Source organism: Streptomyces sp. NPDC052225 (assembly GCF_040679615.1).
Classification (GTDB): Bacteria; Actinomycetota; Actinomycetes; order Streptomycetales; family Streptomycetaceae; genus Streptomyces.
Genome location: NZ_JBFAVD010000024.1, coordinates 119,933 through 136,949 on the forward strand (window position 1 = coordinate 119,933; position 17,017 = coordinate 136,949).

General features: G+C 73.3%; 13 protein-coding genes. 6 read left to right on the forward strand and 7 right to left on the reverse strand.

The annotated features are described in order from the left end of the window. Positions 1–9 precede the first annotated feature (9 nt). The 3 genes from AB0L37_RS29575 to AB0L37_RS29585 all read right to left on the reverse strand — a co-directional run bounded on the left by AB0L37_RS29575 (position 10) and on the right by AB0L37_RS29585 (position 7,165). Positions 10–1,755 (reverse strand): pyruvate dehydrogenase, encoded by a 1,746-nt coding sequence (locus tag AB0L37_RS29575; protein ID WP_365511958.1) that lies wholly within the window; start codon positions 1,753–1,755, stop codon positions 10–12. A gap of 278 nt (positions 1,756–2,033) precedes the next feature. Continuing rightward, entirely contained in the window at positions 2,034–3,290 is a 1,257-nt protein-coding gene (locus tag AB0L37_RS29580; protein WP_365511961.1) for a protein phosphatase 2C domain-containing protein, read from the reverse strand. A gap of 122 nt (positions 3,291–3,412) precedes the next feature. Further along, on the reverse strand, positions 3,413–7,165 hold the full coding sequence (locus AB0L37_RS29585) for a S8 family serine peptidase (RefSeq protein WP_365511964.1): 3,753 nt from the start codon (positions 7,163–7,165) through the stop codon (positions 3,413–3,415). Between the two features lie 191 nt (positions 7,166–7,356). Between AB0L37_RS29585 and AB0L37_RS29590 the strand changes: the two genes are divergently transcribed. From AB0L37_RS29590 to AB0L37_RS29610, 5 genes are all read left to right on the forward strand, one after another. After that, the gene (locus AB0L37_RS29590) at positions 7,357–8,337 is read left to right on the forward strand and encodes a helix-turn-helix domain-containing protein (protein ID WP_365511967.1); all 981 of its coding nucleotides are present in this window, start codon (positions 7,357–7,359) and stop codon (positions 8,335–8,337) included. A gap of 112 nt (positions 8,338–8,449) precedes the next feature. After that, the gene (locus AB0L37_RS29595; protein ID WP_365511970.1) at positions 8,450–8,932 is read left to right on the forward strand and encodes a DUF456 domain-containing protein; all 483 of its coding nucleotides are present in this window, start codon (positions 8,450–8,452) and stop codon (positions 8,930–8,932) included. 357 nt (positions 8,933–9,289) lie between these two features. Then, positions 9,290–9,967, forward strand: a complete 678-nt coding sequence (locus AB0L37_RS29600) for a DedA family protein (protein ID WP_365511973.1) — start codon at positions 9,290–9,292, stop codon at positions 9,965–9,967. A gap of 11 nt (positions 9,968–9,978) precedes the next feature. Next, positions 9,979–11,118 carry a histidine kinase gene (locus tag AB0L37_RS29605; RefSeq protein ID WP_365511976.1) on the forward strand — a complete coding sequence of 380 codons (1,140 nt, stop codon included), beginning with the start codon at positions 9,979–9,981 and terminating at the stop codon, positions 11,116–11,118. Next, the gene (locus AB0L37_RS29610; protein ID WP_365511979.1) at positions 11,109–11,753 is read left to right on the forward strand and encodes a response regulator transcription factor; all 645 of its coding nucleotides are present in this window, start codon (positions 11,109–11,111) and stop codon (positions 11,751–11,753) included. The genes AB0L37_RS29605 and AB0L37_RS29610 overlap by 10 nt, the downstream gene beginning before the upstream one ends. 71 nt (positions 11,754–11,824) lie before the next feature. On the opposite strand, the gene AB0L37_RS29615 is transcribed toward AB0L37_RS29610, so the two are convergent. From AB0L37_RS29615 to rsgA, 3 genes are all read right to left on the reverse strand, one after another. Further along, the gene (locus AB0L37_RS29615) at positions 11,825–12,319 is read right to left on the reverse strand and encodes a methylated-DNA--[protein]-cysteine S-methyltransferase (RefSeq protein WP_365511981.1); all 495 of its coding nucleotides are present in this window, start codon (positions 12,317–12,319) and stop codon (positions 11,825–11,827) included. Positions 12,320–12,326: 7 nt separating this feature from the next. Then, on the reverse strand, positions 12,327–13,736 hold the full coding sequence (locus tag AB0L37_RS29620) for an Ada metal-binding domain-containing protein (protein ID WP_365512028.1): 1,410 nt from the start codon (positions 13,734–13,736) through the stop codon (positions 12,327–12,329). Positions 13,737–14,005: 269 nt separating this feature from the next. After that, on the reverse strand, positions 14,006–15,127 hold the full coding sequence (gene rsgA, locus AB0L37_RS29625; protein WP_365511984.1) for a ribosome small subunit-dependent GTPase A: 1,122 nt from the start codon (positions 15,125–15,127) through the stop codon (positions 14,006–14,008). Between the two features lie 266 nt (positions 15,128–15,393). Here rsgA and AB0L37_RS29630 point away from each other — a divergent pair, with 266 nt between their 5' ends. Beyond that, the gene (locus AB0L37_RS29630; protein ID WP_365511987.1) at positions 15,394–16,149 is read left to right on the forward strand and encodes a phosphotransferase; all 756 of its coding nucleotides are present in this window, start codon (positions 15,394–15,396) and stop codon (positions 16,147–16,149) included. A 24-nt stretch (positions 16,150–16,173) separates the two neighbouring features. Here AB0L37_RS29630 and AB0L37_RS29635 read toward each other — a convergent pair whose 3' ends face one another. After that, positions 16,174–16,968, reverse strand: a complete 795-nt coding sequence (locus AB0L37_RS29635) for an alpha/beta hydrolase (protein ID WP_365511990.1) — start codon at positions 16,966–16,968, stop codon at positions 16,174–16,176. Positions 16,969–17,017 lie beyond the last annotated feature (49 nt).

Genomic DNA, 17,017 nt, shown 5'->3' on the forward strand with positions numbered 1-17,017 from the left:
CCCGACAGGTCAGGGGCGCGGCACGTTGCGCAGGTTGGAGCGCGCCATCTGCACCATCCGTCCCACGCCGCCGTCGAGCACGATCTTCGACGCGGACAGCGCGAATCCGGTCACCATGTCGGCGCTGATCTTCGGCGGGATGGACAGGGCGTTCGGGTCGGTGACGATGTCGACGAGCGCCGGCCCCTTGTGCTTGAAGGCGTCCTTCAGCGCGCCCGCGAGCTGCTTGGGCTTCTCGACGCGGACCCCGTACGCGCCCGCGGCCCGCGCGACGGCGGCGAAGTCGGGGTTCTTGTTCGTCGTCCCGTACGACGGCAGACCGGCGACCAGCATCTCCAACTCCACCATTCCCAAAGAGGAGTTGTTGAACAGGACGACCTTCACGGGCAGGTCGTACTGGACCAGCGTCAGGAAGTCTCCCATCAGCATCGAGAAACCGCCGTCGCCCGACATGGAGATGACCTGCCGCTCCCGGTCGGTGAACTGCGCGCCGATCGCCATCGGCAGCGCGTTCGCCATCGAGCCGTGCGAGAACGACCCGATGACGCGGCGCCGCCCGTTGGGCGAGATGTAGCGGGCGGCCCACACGTTGCACATGCCCGTGTCGACGGTGAACACCGCGTCCTCCGCGGCGAGTTCGTCGAGGACGGAGGCGACGTACTCGGGGTGGATCGGGGTGTGCTTCTCGACCTTGCGCGTGTACGCCTTCACGACGCCCTCGAGCTGGTCGGCGTGCTTCTTCAGCATCTTGTCGAGGAAGCGGCGGTTCGACTTCGGCTTCACACGCGGGGTGAGGCACTTGAGGGTCTCGCGTACGTCGCCCCACACGGCGAGGTCCAGCTTCGAGCGCCTGCCGAGGTTCTCGGGCCGCATGTCGACCTGCACGATCTTGACGTCCTTCTGCGGCAGGAAGGCGTTGTACGGGAAGTCGGTGCCGAGCAGGATGAGCAGGTCGCACTCGTGGGTGGCCTCGTACGCGGCGCCGTAGCCGAGCAGGCCGCTCATGCCCACGTCGAACGGGTTGTCGTACTGAATCCACTCCTTGCCGCGCAGCGCGTGCCCGACCGGGGACTTGACCTTCTCCGCGAACTCCATGACCTCGGCGTGCGCGCCCGCGGTGCCGCTGCCGCAGAACAGCGTGACCTTGTCGGCCTCGTCGATCATCTCGACGAGTTTGTCGATCTCGGCGTCGCCCGGGCGGATGGTCGGCCGGGACGTGACGATCGCGGTCTCGACGGACTTCTCCGGCGCCGCCTGGTCGGCGACGTCACCGGGCAGCGTCACGACGCTCACGCCGCTGCGGCCGACGGCGTGCTGGATGGCGGTCTGGAGCACGCGGGGCATCTGCTGCGGGCTGGAGATCATCTCGCTGTAGTGCGAGCACTCCGCGAAGAGCCGGTCGGGGTGGGTCTCCTGGAAGTAACCGAGGCCGATCTCGCTGGAGGGGATGTGGGAGGCGAGGGCGAGGACCGGGGCCATGGAGCGGTGCGCGTCGTAGAGGCCGTTGATGAGGTGCAGGTTGCCGGGGCCGCAGGAGCCCGCGCAGGCGGTCATCTTCCCGGTGATCTGCGCCTCGGCGCCGGCGGCGAACGCGGCGGTCTCCTCGTGGCGTACGTGGATCCAGTCGATGGCGCTGTTGCGGCGGATGGCGTCGACGACCGGGTTCAGGCTGTCGCCGACGACGCCGTACATGCGCTGGACGCCTGCGCGGACCAGGATGTCCACGAACTGCTCCGCGACGTTCTGCTTGGCCATGACTTCTCGCCCCTTCGCCTGTGGTGGTCCCTCCATGTAGTCACAGGCGGAGTGGGGGCGCCTCTGGGGCGGGGGCATCCGGATTGTCGGGCGGCTGCGGGTGCGTGGGGGCTGGTCGCGCAGTTCCCCGCGCCCCTGAAGGCATGCGCTCCGCGCAGCCTTCATAGGGGAGATGCCGCACCAAAGGTGCGCATCTCAGGGGCGCGGGGAACTGCGCGACCAGCCACGACGGCGCGGCACTCGCAAACGGCGGCCAACCCCTACGGCGCCGGGGCGCGTCACGCCTCCCAGACCGCCGCCGCCGTGCGATCGTCCGCGTAGCCCTTGACGCGCACCTGCGTATCCGCCAGAAACGCCGCAAGCCCCGGAGGATCCCCCGCCGCCCACCGCGCGGCAAGGTGGGACGACAGCTCGGGCTCCCCGCGCAAGGGTTCCGCCAGACCGGCCGTGCAGAGCAGCAGCGTGTCCCCCGGCCGGGCCACGGACGCCCGGAACCGGAACGGGTCCCGCACCGGCTGCGGAGCAGGCTCGTACGGGCTCGGCGGTGTCGTGATCCCGAGATCCATCGTCAGCCGGTCGCCCTCGGGCGTCATCTCGGCCTCGGGCAGCGACCCGTACCCCACAACGGGCGCCCCGCTCTGCTCGGCGGCGCTCGGCTCGATGTCCTGCCACTCGCCGTCCCTGAGCCGGAACAGGCCCCCTCCGCCGACCCCGAAGAACACCCGGGTGCGGCACTTCGGGTCGGCCGGGACGAGCAGGCAGCGGAGCGTGGCCGCGTACTCCTCGGGGTCGAGGCCCTGCTCTGCGGCGCCGGCCCGCAGCTTGCCGAGGCTGCGGTCGGTGAGCCGGTGAAGGCCGGACTTGAGGTCGCCGCGCCGCCCGGCCCTGATGTCCTCGGCGAGCCGCGCGTAGCTGAGCCCGACGGCGCGGCCGATCCAGCCGCACGCCTCGGCGGCGGCCCGGTGGGCGCCCGGTGTCGCGCGGGCGCCGGTGGCCATGGCGACGAGCACCAGCGCGTCGGCGCCGCTGCCGAACCGGGCGGTGAGCAGGCTGTCGCGGCGCGGCTCGCCGCGGAACCGCGCGGAGTCCCCTCGGACGGAGGCGGCGCGCAGCGTGCTGGTCCCGTACCGGGCCCCGTCGAGCACCGTGTCGGCGACGAGGTCGTCCAGGTCCTCGGGGTCGGCGGCGGGCAGCGCGGTGGGCTCGGCGTCGTAGGTGGGCGGACCGTCACCGACGTACGGGACGGTGAGCGGGGTGGGGGCCTGCGCGACGACCGGCGGCTCGGTGGGTTTCGCGGGTGCCGGGACCGGCGCCGGCTGCGGGGTGTCGACCCACGGCCCCGCCGCTTCCCCGAGCCCCCTCGCCTCCGGGGGCGGGGAGGCCACCGCTCCGGCCGAGGCGAAGCGGTCGTCCAGGGTGTCCGGTGCCGGGGCGGGCCCCGTGTCGGCCTCGGCGGCGTCGTCCTCGTACAACTGCCCCCACCAGTCGTCCTCTTGGGCCGGGTGACGGGTGGGCCTCTCCCCCTGTTGGCTCATGTCCTTATTGTCCACCGCTGGACGCGTACGAAAACGGGCTACGCGGAAAAAAGGGTCCGCCGGGTGGCCCCACCCCCCACAGGAGGATCCACCCGGCGGACCGGTCTCGCACCGCCTCGCGGTCAGCGCACGTCGTAGGCGCGATACACCGTCTGCGCCACCGAGTTCCCCTTCGCGTCGGTGAGCCGGACCTTGAGCGTGACCTGCTTGCCGGAGGCGCCCGCGTGGTCCACGGTCGCCGTCCACCGGCCGTCCGCCTCGGCCGTCCGCGCCTCGGACCAGGTCGTCCCGTCGTCGTACGAGTAGGAGAGCGCGACCTTGGTCAACGCGCCCGCGGTGTAGCCCGCGTGGCCCGTCGCCGTGATCCCGATGCGCTCGCCGTCCCGGGCCGCCACGGTCTTGAGACCGTCCTCCGGCAGCGTGAGGCGCGGGAAGAGCAGCGGGATGCCCTGCGAGGAGACGTTCTCGTCGAGGTGCGAGCGGAACGACCACGTGGTGAGGGTGTGCGGGGAGCGGTTCCAGACCTTGGACCCGATCTTCAGCGTCTCCAGGGTGAGGTCGTAGGCCGCGTCGTCGGCCGGGACCGTGAAGACGCCGAACGGCCAGCCGTTGTGGCCGAGTTCCTCACCGTCGCGGGCGAGGGTGACGCTGCCGATGTCGCCGAAACCGCCCTGGATCCCCAGGTGTTCGCCGTCGCCCCAGAAGCCGGGCGCGACACCGATCAGGTTGCCCTGCCGTTCGGCGGCGAGGGTCTGCTCCCCCGCTTCGTCGAGCGGTGCCGTGGGGGCGACGACGCCGCCGTACCACTGCTCGGTGCGCCGCTCCCCCTTCTCGTACGTCCGCACCGGGTCGATCATGAACTCGCCCCACGGGAAGCTGCTGGACACCTGGTGTCCGAAGCCGGTGGTGCCGGCGGAGTACAGCTCGGTGCGGGTCGAGGGCGCCGGGACGGTGTTGATGTCGCCGAAGTACGTGGCGAGTCCGTTCGGGCGGGTCACCGACGGCAGGTCGATGTAGTCCGCCGCGGTGCCCATCGCCTTGTACGTGGCGCGATCGGTGGCGAGGTCGGCGTCGTCGACGCGGTAGGTGCGGCCGGAGCGCACCTCGCCGGCCTCGGGGAACGCCAGGTTGTAGATGTACGGGCTCTTCGCCGTGGCCTTCCAGCGCAGCGTCGTCGCGCCCGCGGCGACCCGCTCGGCGAGGGCCGTGCCCTCCGCCGTCTCCAGGGTGAGCATCGGCAGCGGCGCGCCGACGAAGCCGACCGCCGGGTACCAGCGGCCCGCGGCCTCCCGGTAGAGGACGAGGCCCTTGACGCCGGCCTTGATCCCGGCGGAGGCGACGGCGCTCGCGCTGCCGCCCTCGGGCAGCTTCACCAGCGCCAACTTCCCCTTGGCGGCTGCTAGTTCGTCGGCCGTACCGGTCTTGCCGTCGACGATCTCGGCCGTACCGGTGCCGTCGAGGTTCGAGGAGTTCGTGGAGCCGGTGACCGGGTGCAGCGCGGGGCCGCCCACCACACCGAACGCGCTGATCTGCGGCGCCGCGGCCCGCCAGAAGCTGTCGAACTCGAACTCCCCGTCGCGGGCGCGCCCCTGGACGTCGGCGTAGTAGCCGGCGACGGTACGTGAGCCCTGGATGCTCGCGGCGTGCAGCCACCCGTCCTCGCCGAAGGTGCGCGCGAACCCGAGGGTGGCGCCGCGCACCTCGCTCGCCCGGTCCGTCCTGATGCTCAGCTTGTGGGCCTTGCGGGCGTCGAGGACGACGGTGGTGTCCTTGGTGAGGTCGAGTTGCGGCCGCGCCAGGAACGTCGCCGAGTCGACAAGTGTGCCCTGGGCCGCGGGCGTCGCGACGAACGCGGAGAGGAAGTACGCGCCGGGGCGGACCTGGTACGTCTGGTCCGCGGCGCCGTCGTTCACCCGGCGCTCGCCGGAGACGTCGTCGGTGCCGATGAGGTCGAGCGAGGACGCGCCGCCGGCCGGGTCGCCGTGACGGTCGACGACCTTGACGCGCAGGGTGACCGTCTCGGGCTGCACGTACAGCGAGAACGGGGTGCTCAGGTGCGTGCCGCCCGCGCCGGTCGCCAGGACGCGGCCGGTGACGTCGCCGTACTGGGCGGGGGTCAGGTGCGCGGTGGGGTCGATCCGCAGCGGGACCTGCACGGTGCCGCCCGCCGGGACCGTGACCGTACGGCGGTCGAGGCGCGCGACCGAGGAGCGGACGGCGGAGCCGTTGTTGCCGGTGACGCCGTCGACGGACAGGCTCAACGTGACCGGCTTGTCGGTGGTGTTGGTGTACGGGACCTGCACCGTGGTGCGGTCGCTGCTGTCCTGCGGCCAGGTGTAGGTGCCGGCCTGGACGGCGTCGGCGCCCAGGACCGTCTGGTCGATCGCGGCCTTCACGTCGAGCCGGCCCGCGCCGGTCTGGCGCACGTCGCCGGGGATGCCGGCGTCGGCGGAGGCGACGAGTGCCTGCTTGATCCGCTGTGCGCTCCAGTCGGGGTGGCGCTGCTTGACGATGGCGGCGGCACCGGCGACGTGCGGGGTCGCCATCGACGTACCGCTCATGGACTGGTACGCGTACACGCCCCGGCCACCCGCGGCTGCGGCGGAGATGGCGACGCCGGGCGCGGCGATCTCCGGCTTGAGGGTGTGGGTGCGCTGGATCGGGCCGCGGCTGGAGAAGCTCGCGGTGGAGTCGTCCCGGTCGACGGCGCCGACGGTGAGCACCTCGGGGACGCAGCCCGGCGACGAGACGGTGTTGTTGTGCGGTCCCGAGTTGCCCGCGGCGATCACGAAGAGCGTGTTCTTCGCGGAGCGCGCGAGTTCCTGCGTGGCCTGCGCCATCGGGTCGGAGCAGTCGAGTTCGGACGGGTTGCCGAGGCTCATGGAGACGACGTCGGCGCCCTCGTCGACGGCCCACTGCATGCCGGCGATGATCCACGAAGTGGCGCCCTCGCCGTTGTCGTTGAGGACCTTGCCGTTGAGCAGGGTCGTGCCGGGCGCGACGCCCTTCTTCTTTCCGTCGCTCGCCGCGCCGGTGCCGCCGACCGTGGACGTGGTGTGGGTGCCGTGGCCCTGGTGGTCGTCGGCGGTGTCGGAGTCGGTGAAGTTCTTCGACTCGGCGACGCGGCCCTTGAGGTCGGGGTGTTCGGTGTCGACGCCGGTGTCGAGGACGGCGACCTTGGTGCCCTTGCCGTCGTAGCCCGCGGCCCACGCCGCGTCGGCGTGCACCTGCTTCGTCGACCGGTCGAGCAGCGCCTTCACCTTGGCGTCGAGCCACAGCTTCTTGAGGTCACCGGCCGCGCGCGAGCGCGGGGCCGACACATCGGCCCAGAGATCGGCGGCCTTCTTCTTGTCGGCGGTGAGCGCGACGCCGCCGACCGGGTCGAGGACCGGGCCGCGCTCGGCCCCGCGCGGGGTGACGGGCACGCCCCGGGTGACGTCGACCGAGGAGTCGTAGGTGGCGATGAGCGGCAGGGTGGCGCTGTGCGCGTCGTCGTAGCCCTGCCGGATCAGCCCGGTGACGTTGAAGAGTTCCTCGTCGACGCGGCCGGCGGCGAGGGCCCGTGCGGCGCCGGCCGGGTACACGTACAGGTCCTTGCCGGACTGCCGGGTCTGGAGCAGCGACGTGCTGCCGTCCTCGGCGGGCAGGGCCGTCGCGGCGCTCCTCCCGTCGGCGTCGGTCGTGACCAGGACGCGGTCGCCGGTCACCAGCGTCACCGTCGCGGTGGTCGTCCTCGCGGCGTCGGCGGCCGAGCCGACGAGTGGGCGGCGGGCCTCCGGAGCCGTCCCCTCCACGGCTCCGGACGGCACGGCCGCCGTGACGGCCAGGGTGGCGGCGGTCGCCGCCCCGAGGGCCGTACGCGCTATCGGGCGCATCGCTCTCCCCAAGTGAATGCGCAGGTGAATACGGGGCAAAGCCCGTATTCCCGGCGGGTGTTGATGCTGCGGTGGCGCCACATTGGCAGAGTGACGGGCGGTACAGGGAAGATGGGGGGCGGCGGGAATGTGCCGTGGCTCTTTCCCGCCACGGGGGTGACGGAACGGACGGCCGGGAGGGGTATCGCCGCATGCTGGGTGCGATAGGTCTGGACGAGGTGCACGAGTCGGCGTATCGCGCCCTGGTGTCGGTGGGGGCGGCCGACGTGAGCGACCTCGCGCGGCGGCTGACGCTCGCCGAGCACGAGACCGAGCGCACGCTGCGCCGCCTCGAACACCACGGCCTGGCCGCCCAGTCCTCCGCGCGCCCCGGCCGCTGGGTGGCGGCGCCGCCCGGCGTCGCGCTCGGCGCCCTGCTCACCCAGCAGCGCCACGAGCTGGAGAAGGCGGAGCTGGCGGCCGCGCTGCTCGCCGAGGAGTACCGCTCCCAGGCCGTCGAGCCGGAGGTGCACGACCTCGTCGAGGTGGTGACCGGGGCGGCCGCGGTGTCGCAGCGGTTCCTCCAGATCCAGCTGGGCGCGACCACGGAGGTGTGCGCCCTGGTGACGGGCAACCCGGTCGTGGTCCCCGCTCCCGACAACGCCGCGGAGGCCCAGGCCGTCGGCCGCGGCGTCGACTACCGCGTGGTGATCGAGCGCGCGGTGCTCTCGCAGCCGGAGGGGCTGACCGACCTGTCCGCGGCGATCGGCCGCGACGAGCAGGTGCGGGTGGTGGACCAGGTGCCGACGAAGCTCGTCATCGCGGACGGCACCCTCGCGATGGTGCCGCTGACCTCGCGCACCGCCGAACCCGCCGCGCTCGTCGTCCATGCGAGCGGTCTCCTGGAGTCGCTGACCGGCCTGTTCGAGGCGGTGTGGCGCGAGGCGCTGCCGCTGCGGCTCGGCGAGAGCGGGCACGCGGAGACGGTCGGCGCGGACGGGCCCGACGACACGGACCTGGAGGTCCTCTCGCTGCTGCTCGCGGGGCTCACGGACGCGAGCGTCGCCAAGCAGCTGGACCTCGGGCTGCGGACGGTGCAGCGCCGGGTGAAGCGGCTGATGGAGCTGGCCGGGGTGACGACCCGGCTGCAACTGGGGTGGCACGCGTACGAGCGCGGCTGGGTCGCCCGCTGAGCGGGGCGGCCGGGAAGAGCGCCGCTGCTCCCCCGACCCGCTCAGACCCCGCGCACCCGGCCTCGGCCTAAGCTGACCTGCGCGTTCGCCGCGTCTGGGGGACCCTGGGCAGATGGGAGCGTGGGAACTCCTGCTGGTCGGGGCCGTGATGGCGCTCGGCGTGTGCGGAGTCTTGGTGCCGGGTGTGCCCGGCTCGTGGCTGGTCTGGGCCGCGGTCGCCGTCTGGGCGCTGCGCGAACCGGACGGCCTGGCGTGGGGCGTCCTCGTCGGCGCCACCGCCGTCCTGCTCGCCTCCCAGGTCCTGCGCTGGCAACTGCCCCCGCGCCGCCTGCGCCAGGCGGGAGCCACCCGCAGACTCGCCGTCTGGATGGGGCTCGGCGCGGTCGTCGGGTTCTGCGTGATCCCGGTGATCGGCGCGATCCCCGGCTTCATCGGCGGCATCTACGTGTCCGAGCGGCTGCGGCTCGGCGGGCACGGGGACGCGGTGGCGTCGACCCGGACGGCGATGCGGGCCGGGGGTTCCAGCGTGCTGGCCGAACTGTTCGCGTGCCTGCTGATCGTGGGGGCGTGGCTCGGGGCCGTGCTCTGGGGCTGAGCCCTGCCGCGGAGCGTGGGTGCGGCGTGTGTCGTTCGTCATGGCGTCGCGGGCCGGATCGAGGCCCGCGACGGACACGGCCGGACACCGCCCTACGAGGATGCCGGCGACGGCGCCATCGGGATCCTGTCCGGTACGGGCGTGTCCGCGCTGGTCACGGCCGGGGCAGCGGCATCCCGCTGGGGTGCGGGGCCGGGCGCCCCGCGGTTTCCCGCGGGGTGCCCGGCGCGGATCGCCGCACTTTGCCAAACGGTTACCCTCGTAGTGGCGCTGATCTGTGGTTTTTAGCCTGGCTTTGCCAGCGAAGTCCGGGCAGCAGCGCGGACGGACCGGACCGCCCACGCCTGGAGACCCGTTGTGCATCTCGTGACTTTGGCCGCCGCCGCCGAGCCGACCAGTGGCATCGCGGGGTGGGCCGCTCACCTCGTCGATGTGCTCGGCGGCCCCGGCGCGGGCCTGGCCATCGCCCTGGAGAACCTGTTCCCGCCGCTGCCCAGCGAGGTCATCCTGCCGCTGACCGGCTTCGCCGCTGGGCAGGGCGTGATCTCGCTCGCCTCGGCCCTGTTCTGGACGACACTCGGCTCCGTCGTCGGCGCGGCCGCCCTGTACGGGATCGGCAGGCTCATCGGCCGCGAGCGCATGTACGCGGTGTGGGCGCGGATCCCGCTGGTGAAGATCTCCGACCTGGAGCGGACGGAGGCCTGGTTCCAGCGGCACGGCACGAAGGCGGTGCTGCTCGGCCGGATGGTGCCGATCTTCCGCAGCCTGATCTCGATCCCGGCAGGCGTGGAGCGGGTGCGGCTGCCGGTGTTCCTCGCCCTGACGGCGGTCGGCTCGCTGATCTGGAACTCCGTTCTGGTGCTCGCCGGTTACTGGCTGGGCGACCAGTGGGACCTGGTCGAGACGTATGTCGGCGTCGTCTCCAAGGTCGTGCTCGGCGCGGCGGCGGTGGCCGTGGTGGCGTACCTCGTCGTACGGCTGCGGGGTCGGGGGCGGCACCGGGAGTCCCGGCCGCGCGAGAAGCAGAGCCGGTAGGGTCGGTCCACGTGCGGGGGAAGAGTGCGGGGCGCAAGGGAGTGGGCGTGCTCCTCGGGTGTCTCACCGCGCTCGCCGGGCTGCTGTATCTCGCCGTCGCCGGCACCGTCCTGGGCCCCTTCCTGCTGTGGCCGCGCACCCGCGCGCGGGCCGGGGCCGCGCTGAGCGCGGGCGCCCGTCGCATCGCCGCGCTCGACCGGCGCCGCCGCACCGCCCTCTTCGGGGACCGCTTCCCGCTGCACTACACGCCGCAGGGCGGCCAGGTGCTGCGGTACGTCGCCCAGCGGGCGTACTCGGGGACGGTCACCGGGTTCACGCTCGCGCTGCTCGGCTTCGGGGCCGTCCTGGCGGCGGTGTTCGCGGCGGCCGTCGTCACGGGCCGGGTCGGGGCCTCCGAACTCGCGTGGCCGGTCCTGCTCGGCGGCGTCCTGCTCTTCCTCGGCGTCCAGGGCCTGCGCTCCCTGTACGTCCTCGACGCGCGCCTGGCCCGCGACACGTTCGGCCCCTCGGAAGGCGAGCTGCTGCGCCGCCGCATCGACGAACTCGCCACCAGCCGCGCGGCCGTCGTGCACGCCGTCGACGCGGAGCGCCGCCGCATCGAGCGCGATCTCCACGACGGCCTGCAACAGCGCCTCGTCGCGCTCGCGATGCTGCTCGGCCGGGCCCGGCGCCCGGGCCGCACCCCCGACCAGGCCGAGGCGCTGCTGCGCCAGGCCCACGAGGAGTCGCAGGCCGTCCTCACCGAGCTGCGCGAAGTGGCCTGGCGGGTCTATCCGTCGGCGCTCGACGGGCTCGGCCTGCGGGAAGCGCTGGGCGGGGTCGCGGAGCGCAGCCCCGTACCGCTGCGACTGTCGTACGACGTGCCGCAGGCCCTGCCGGGTCCGGTCGAGACGGCCGCGTACTTCATGGTGTCGGAGGCCGTGACGAATGCGGCCAAACACGCGTCGGCGTCGGAGATCACCGTTCAGCTCTCCGTCGCGGCGGGCGTGTTGACCGTCCGTGTACGGGACGACGGCAGCGGCGGCGCCGACCCGGCGGGCACCGGGCTCGGCGGACTGCGCGGCCGCGTCGAGGCGCTCGACGGCCGCCTGAGGATCGACAGCCCCGCAGGGGGACCCACCACCGTCACCGCGGAGCTGCCGTGCGCGTGATCATCGCCGAGGACTCGACCCTGCTGCGCGAGGGCCTGGTACGGCTGCTCGCCGAGGAGGGGCACGAGGTCGTCGCCGCGCTCGGCGACGCGGACGGGCTGCCCGAGGCCGTCGACACCCACGGCCCCGATGTCGTGGTCGTCGACATCCGGATGCCGCCGACGCACACCGACGAAGGGCTGCGGGCGGCGCTGGCCATCCGCGAACGCCGCCCGCACACCGGCGTGCTGGTCCTCTCCCAGCATGTGGAGCGCACGTACGCGGCGCAGTTGCTGGCGGGCGGCGCCGAGGGCGTCGGCTATCTCCTCAAGGACCGGGTGGCGCAGGTCGAGGAGTTCCTGGACGCGCTGGAGCGGATCCGGGCGGGGCAGGCGGTCATCGACCCCGAGGTCGTACGGCAGTTGGTGGGCCGCACCACCCGCACCGACCCCCTCGCACGGCTGACCCCGCGCGAGCGCGACGTCCTCGAGGTGCTCGCGCAGGGCCACACGAACGCAGGGATCTCCGCGCGGCTGCACCTCTCGCTCAGCGCGGTGGAGAAACACCTCAACGCCGTCTTCGACAAGCTGGACCTCCCCCGCACCACCGAGCACAACCGGCGCATCCTGGCGGTCCTGCGCTACCTGGAGGCCTGAGTGCGTCGCCTCGCACCCGGCGGGTCAGGCGATCCGCGGCGTGCCGGTCCCGGACGGCTGTGCGACGGCGCTCACAGGGAGCCTTCCAGGGTCAGCAGTCGCACCTTGCGGTCCAGGCCGCCCGCGTAGCCGGTGAGGGTGCCGTCGGCGCCGATCACTCGGTGACAGGGGCGCACGATCAGGAGCGGGTTGGCGCCGACCGCTCCGCCGACGGCGCGGACGGCCGGGCGGGAGGCACCGATGCGGGCGGCGACGGCACCGTACGTGGTGGTGGCGCCGTACGGAACGTCGTCGAGGGCGTCCCACACACGGCGTCGGAACTCGGTCCCCTCCGGCCTCAACTCCAGGTGGAATTCCTTGAGTTCACCGGCGAAGTAGGCGTCGAGCTGCCGCGCCGCCTCGGTGAACCGGTCGGGCGCGCGCACCCACCCTTCCTGGACGGTCCGGCCGCCCTTCTGCCCGGGGACGGAAAGGGAGGTGAGGGCGCCGGTGGCGTCGCAGGTGAGCAGCAGCTCGCCGAGCGGGCTGTCGACGGTGTCGAAGCAGATCGGGTGGGTCGTGGTCATCGCGGCATCAGTCCTTCTGCTCTCGTGCCAGGTGTTCGACGATCAGGTGGTGGCGGGCGTACGAGCGCCAGGGGCGCCAGGCGTCGGCGGCGGGGACGTCGTCGCCGGGCACGGCCACGTCGGGGTCGCCGAGGGCGCGCAGCCGGATCAGGGCGGCGGTCCGCGGGTCCATGCCGGGCAGGGCGCGCAGCGCCTCCTCGGCGTCGTCGCGGTCGGCGCCCGGGTCGAGGCGCAGCGCGCCGTCGGCGAGCGCGCGGGCGAGGGCGCCCAGCGTGCCGGGTTCGTCGACGAGGGCTTCGGGCGCGGGGAAGAGCAGGGCGAGGCCGCCGCAGGGCGCGTCGAGCCGCTTGCCGTACCGGTCGACGAGCCGTGCGGACTCCGCGGGTCCCGCGAGGATCCTGAGGGCCAGCTCGTCGGGGTCGGCGGCGCCGGGTGAGCGCAGTCCGGGCCGGGCGGCGACCAGCGGGGCGAGCCGCGGGTCGGCGCCGAGCCGCTCGTCGACGGCGTACGGATCGGAGTCCAGGTCGAACAGGCGCCGCAGCCGTCCGACGGCGGTGGTCAGGTCCCGCAGGTCGGTCAGATGGATGCGGGCGTCGAGCCAGCCGCCGCGGTGCTCGGCCTGCGCGCCGGGCTGCTCGTGCCCGGCCTCGTCGACGGAGACGATGCCGGTCCCGTACGGCAGCCGCAGCGTGCGCCGGAAGACGCGGGCGCCGACGTCACCGCTCAACTCCTCGATCCCCGCGACGAGTTCACGCCCGAGCAGGTCGAAGACCGGGGCCGACCGGTAGGCGCCGCGGTGGGCGAGCCGGAGCGGGATCCCGGCGGCGGAGGCGATGGCGCGGCGTTCGGCGGCGCGCCCCGGGGCGTCGGCGCGCAGCTGCGTGGGCGTGCGGGCGTACACCTCGCGGACGGTGTCGTTGAACTGGCGGACGCTCGCGAATCCGGCCGCGAAGGCGATCTCCGTGACCGGGAGCGGGGTGGTCTGGAGCAGCACGCGGGCGGTGTGGGCGCGCTGGGCGCGGGCGAGCGCGACGGGTCCCGCGCCCACCTCGGCGGTCAGCTGCCGCTGGACCTGGCGTGCGCTGTAGCCCAGCCGGGTGGCGAGCCCGCCGACGCCCTCGCGGTCGACGACGCCGTCGCCGATGAGCCGCATCGCACGCCCGACGACGTCGGCCCGTACGTTCCATGCGGCAGAGCCCGGTACGGCGTCCGGGCGGCACCGCCGGCAGGCCCGGAACCCGGAGCACTGCGCGGCGGCGGCCGTCGCGTAGTACCGCACGTTCTGCCGCTTCGGGGTGACCGCGGGGCAGCTCGGGCGGCAGTAGATCCCGGTCGTCTCGACGGCGAAGAAGAACTCCCCGTCGAACCGGGCGTCGCGGCTGCGCACGGCTTCGTACCGCGTGTCCTCATCGATCATCACGCTTCCAGTGTCACGGGTTCGCGCCGCTCGGGCTGGCGGGAATCGGACATGGCGGTGCGGCTTCGGCTCTCGTCGCGGGCTGCGGGCCGGTGGGGGTCGCTCGCGCAGTTCCCCGCGCCCCTGGAAGGCATGCGCTGCGCGCAGCCTTCATAGGGGAGATGCCGCACCGGAGGTGCGCATCTCAGGGGCGCGGGGAACTGCGCGAGCAGCCACGACGAAAGCCGCACCCGCCGGATCACGAGAACCCGGCAGACGCCTGGGCGCTCCTAGCCGAGACGCCCCCGCTTGGCCTCCATCGCGTCCCGCCCCTGGCGCCCCCGCTGCTTCCAGACCCGCCGCAACTCGTCCCGAACCCGCGCATCCGTCCGCGCCGCGAGCCGCTGATTCTCCCGCAGCAGCTTCCGGTAACTGTCGAGCCGCCGCTGATGCAGCACCCCGGAGTCCAGCGCGGCGATCACCGCACAGCCGGGCTCCACCGTGTGCGCGCAGTCATGGAACCGGCACTCCTGCGCGAGCGCCGCGATCTCGGCGAAGACCTGCTCGACGCCCGACTCGGCGTCGTAGAGACCGACGCCGCGCAGCCCGGGCGTATCGATGAGGACGCCGCCCTCGGGCAGCACGAACAGGTTCCGGGTCGTGGTGGTGTGGCGGCCCTTGCCGTCCATGTCGCGTACGGCCTGGACCTCCATGACGTCGGCGCCGAGCAGCGCGTTCGCCAGGGTGGACTTGCCTGCTCCGGACTGCCCGAGCAGCACGGACGTACCGCCCGAGACGACGGCCCGCAGCACATCCGTGCCGGCTCCGTCGAGCGCGCTGACGGGCAGCACCTGGACGCCGGGCGCGCTGGTCTCGACGTCGGAGACCAGGTACGACAGGCCGGTCGCGTCGGGCACGAGGTCGGCCTTGGTGAGGACGACCAGCGGCTGCGCCCCGGATTCCCAGGCCAGCGCCAGGAACCGTTCGATGCGCCCGAGGTCGAGCTCGGCGGCGAGCGAGACCGCGATGATGGCGTGGTCGACGTTCGCGGCGAGGATCTGCCCCTCGGACCGCTTGGAGGAGGTGGACCGCACGAACGCGGTCCGGCGCGGCAGGAACGCCTGCACATAGCGGGGGTCGCCGCCCTCGGGGTCGACGGCGGCCCAGTCGCCGGTGCAGATGACCCGCATCGGGTCGCGGGGGACGACGAACTCGGTGTCGGCGCGCACGACGCCTTCGGGCGTGACGAGATCGCACTGCCCGCGGTCGACGCGCAGGACGCGGCCGGGCACGAGCCCGCGCTCACCGTACGGCGCGAACGCGGCGGCCCACTCCTCGTCCCAGCCGTACGGGGCGAGGGATGCGGAGAAGGACGTGGAGGGAGAGGTAGTGGTGGTGCGGCGGTGAGACATGCCGTGAGACAAGGGGTGACCCTTCGAAGGGTGGCCCCGGCGAAGAAGGAAGAGGTGTGATCAGCCGGTGGCCAGAGAGGTGGACTTGACGGACTTCCGGATGCGGGCAACGCCCATCTCGACGACAGCCATCGGTCGACACCTCCCATGTCTCACAGAGTCGGCGGCAGGAGCCGCCGGAACGGACACGACCCTAGCCGCCTCCCCCGTCCTCTTCCACCGAATTACCGTCCCCCCGTTCAGGCCCCCTCCTAATATCCCGATGCATGGATGAGGTCGAGGTCGTCGTCGCCCACTCCGAGCGCGCGACGCTGCGCGTCGGTGACGTGTTCCTGAAGGTGGACGCCGACCGGGCGCGGATGAACGCCGAGGTCGAGCTGATGGCGCTGGCCCCGGTGCCGACCCCGCGCGTGCTGTGGCACAGGCCGCCGGCGCTCGCGCTCGCGGCGCTTCCCGGGGCGCCACTCGGCCGCTTCGGCGAACCGTCGACCGCTTCGCCGAGGGCGTGGGCCGCGGCCGGCGCCGCCATCCGCACGCTGCACGAGGCTCCGGTTCCGGCCCGGCGGGGACAGGCCGGACGCGAACCCGCCGCGCTGGCGGCCGAGCTCGACGACGAGTGCGCGCGGCTGGTGGCGAGCGGTGTCCTGCCCGCCTCCCTGGTCGCGCGCAACCGCCGGGTCGCCGAGGCCGCGCTGCGCCCGTGGACCCCGGCGTTCACCCACGGGGATCTCCAGATCGCCCATGTGTTCCTCGACGGGGACGACGAGGTCACCGGCGTCATCGACTGGTCCGAGGCGGGCAGCGGTGACGCGCTCCACGACCTCGCCACCTTCACGCTCGGCCACGAGGAGCACCTCGCGGACCTCCTCGCCGGTTACGGCACCGACGCGGACGTCGACCTCGACGTGATCCGGGCGTGGTGGTCGCTGCGCAGTCTGCTGGTGGTGCGCTGGCTGGCCGAGCACGGCTTCGACCCGTTCATGCCGGGCGCCGAGGTCGACGTGCTCAAAGCCCGGATGTGAGCGCCCTCGCCCGAGCTCCCGGCGTCAGACCGTGGCCAGGAAGCCGCGGACCGCGTCCGCGAAGCCGGCGGGGTCGGCCGCGTGGACGAAGTGGTCCGTCTCCAGTTCGGCCAGGCGCGTGCCGGGGCACCGGTCCACCATCTGCCGCGCCTGTTCGGCGGGGAGCACGCCCTTGGTGCCGCGCACCAGGAGGGCGGGGCAGGTGACGGCGGTCCAGTCCGCCCAGTGATCGCCGTGGACCCGCTCCTCGGAGTCGTAGATGTCCTGGGGGTCGAAGGGCAGACCCCAGGTGCCGTCCGGCAGTTCACGGACGACGGACTCGAAGTGCGGGGCGAACGGGCCCAGTTGGGACACGTACGCCTCCTTGGTGGGGGCGCCCGCGGTGGGCAGGTTCAGGACGAAGGCGAGGGGGTTGGTGCCGTCGAGGCCGAGTTCGGCGCAGCCTTCTGCGTTGATCAGCGCCGTGACGCGGTGCGGGTGGCGGGCAGCGAACTGGTAGGCGTTGATGGCGCCCAGCGAGTGGCCGAGCAGGACGACGCTGTCCAGGTGCAGATGGTCGAGGAGGGCTTCGATGTCGGCGAGGTAGCCCTCGCGGGTGTAGTCGGCGGCGCGGTCCGAGGCGCCGTGGCCGCGCTGGTCGGGCGCGATGACCCGCCACTCGGGGCCGAGGCGGGCGGCGAGGTCCGCGTACGAGGCGCCCTCGGACATGTGCCCGTGCAGGGCGAGCAGCGGGCGTCCCGCGCCGCCGAAATCGACGTAGGAGAGCGTGCGGCCGTCGATGGTCAGCGCGGAGCGGTGGGTGTTCTCGTCGATGTCCATGGCTGTACCGTAGCCCGGATCTATACGGTTGTTCAATACGTTCGTCTAA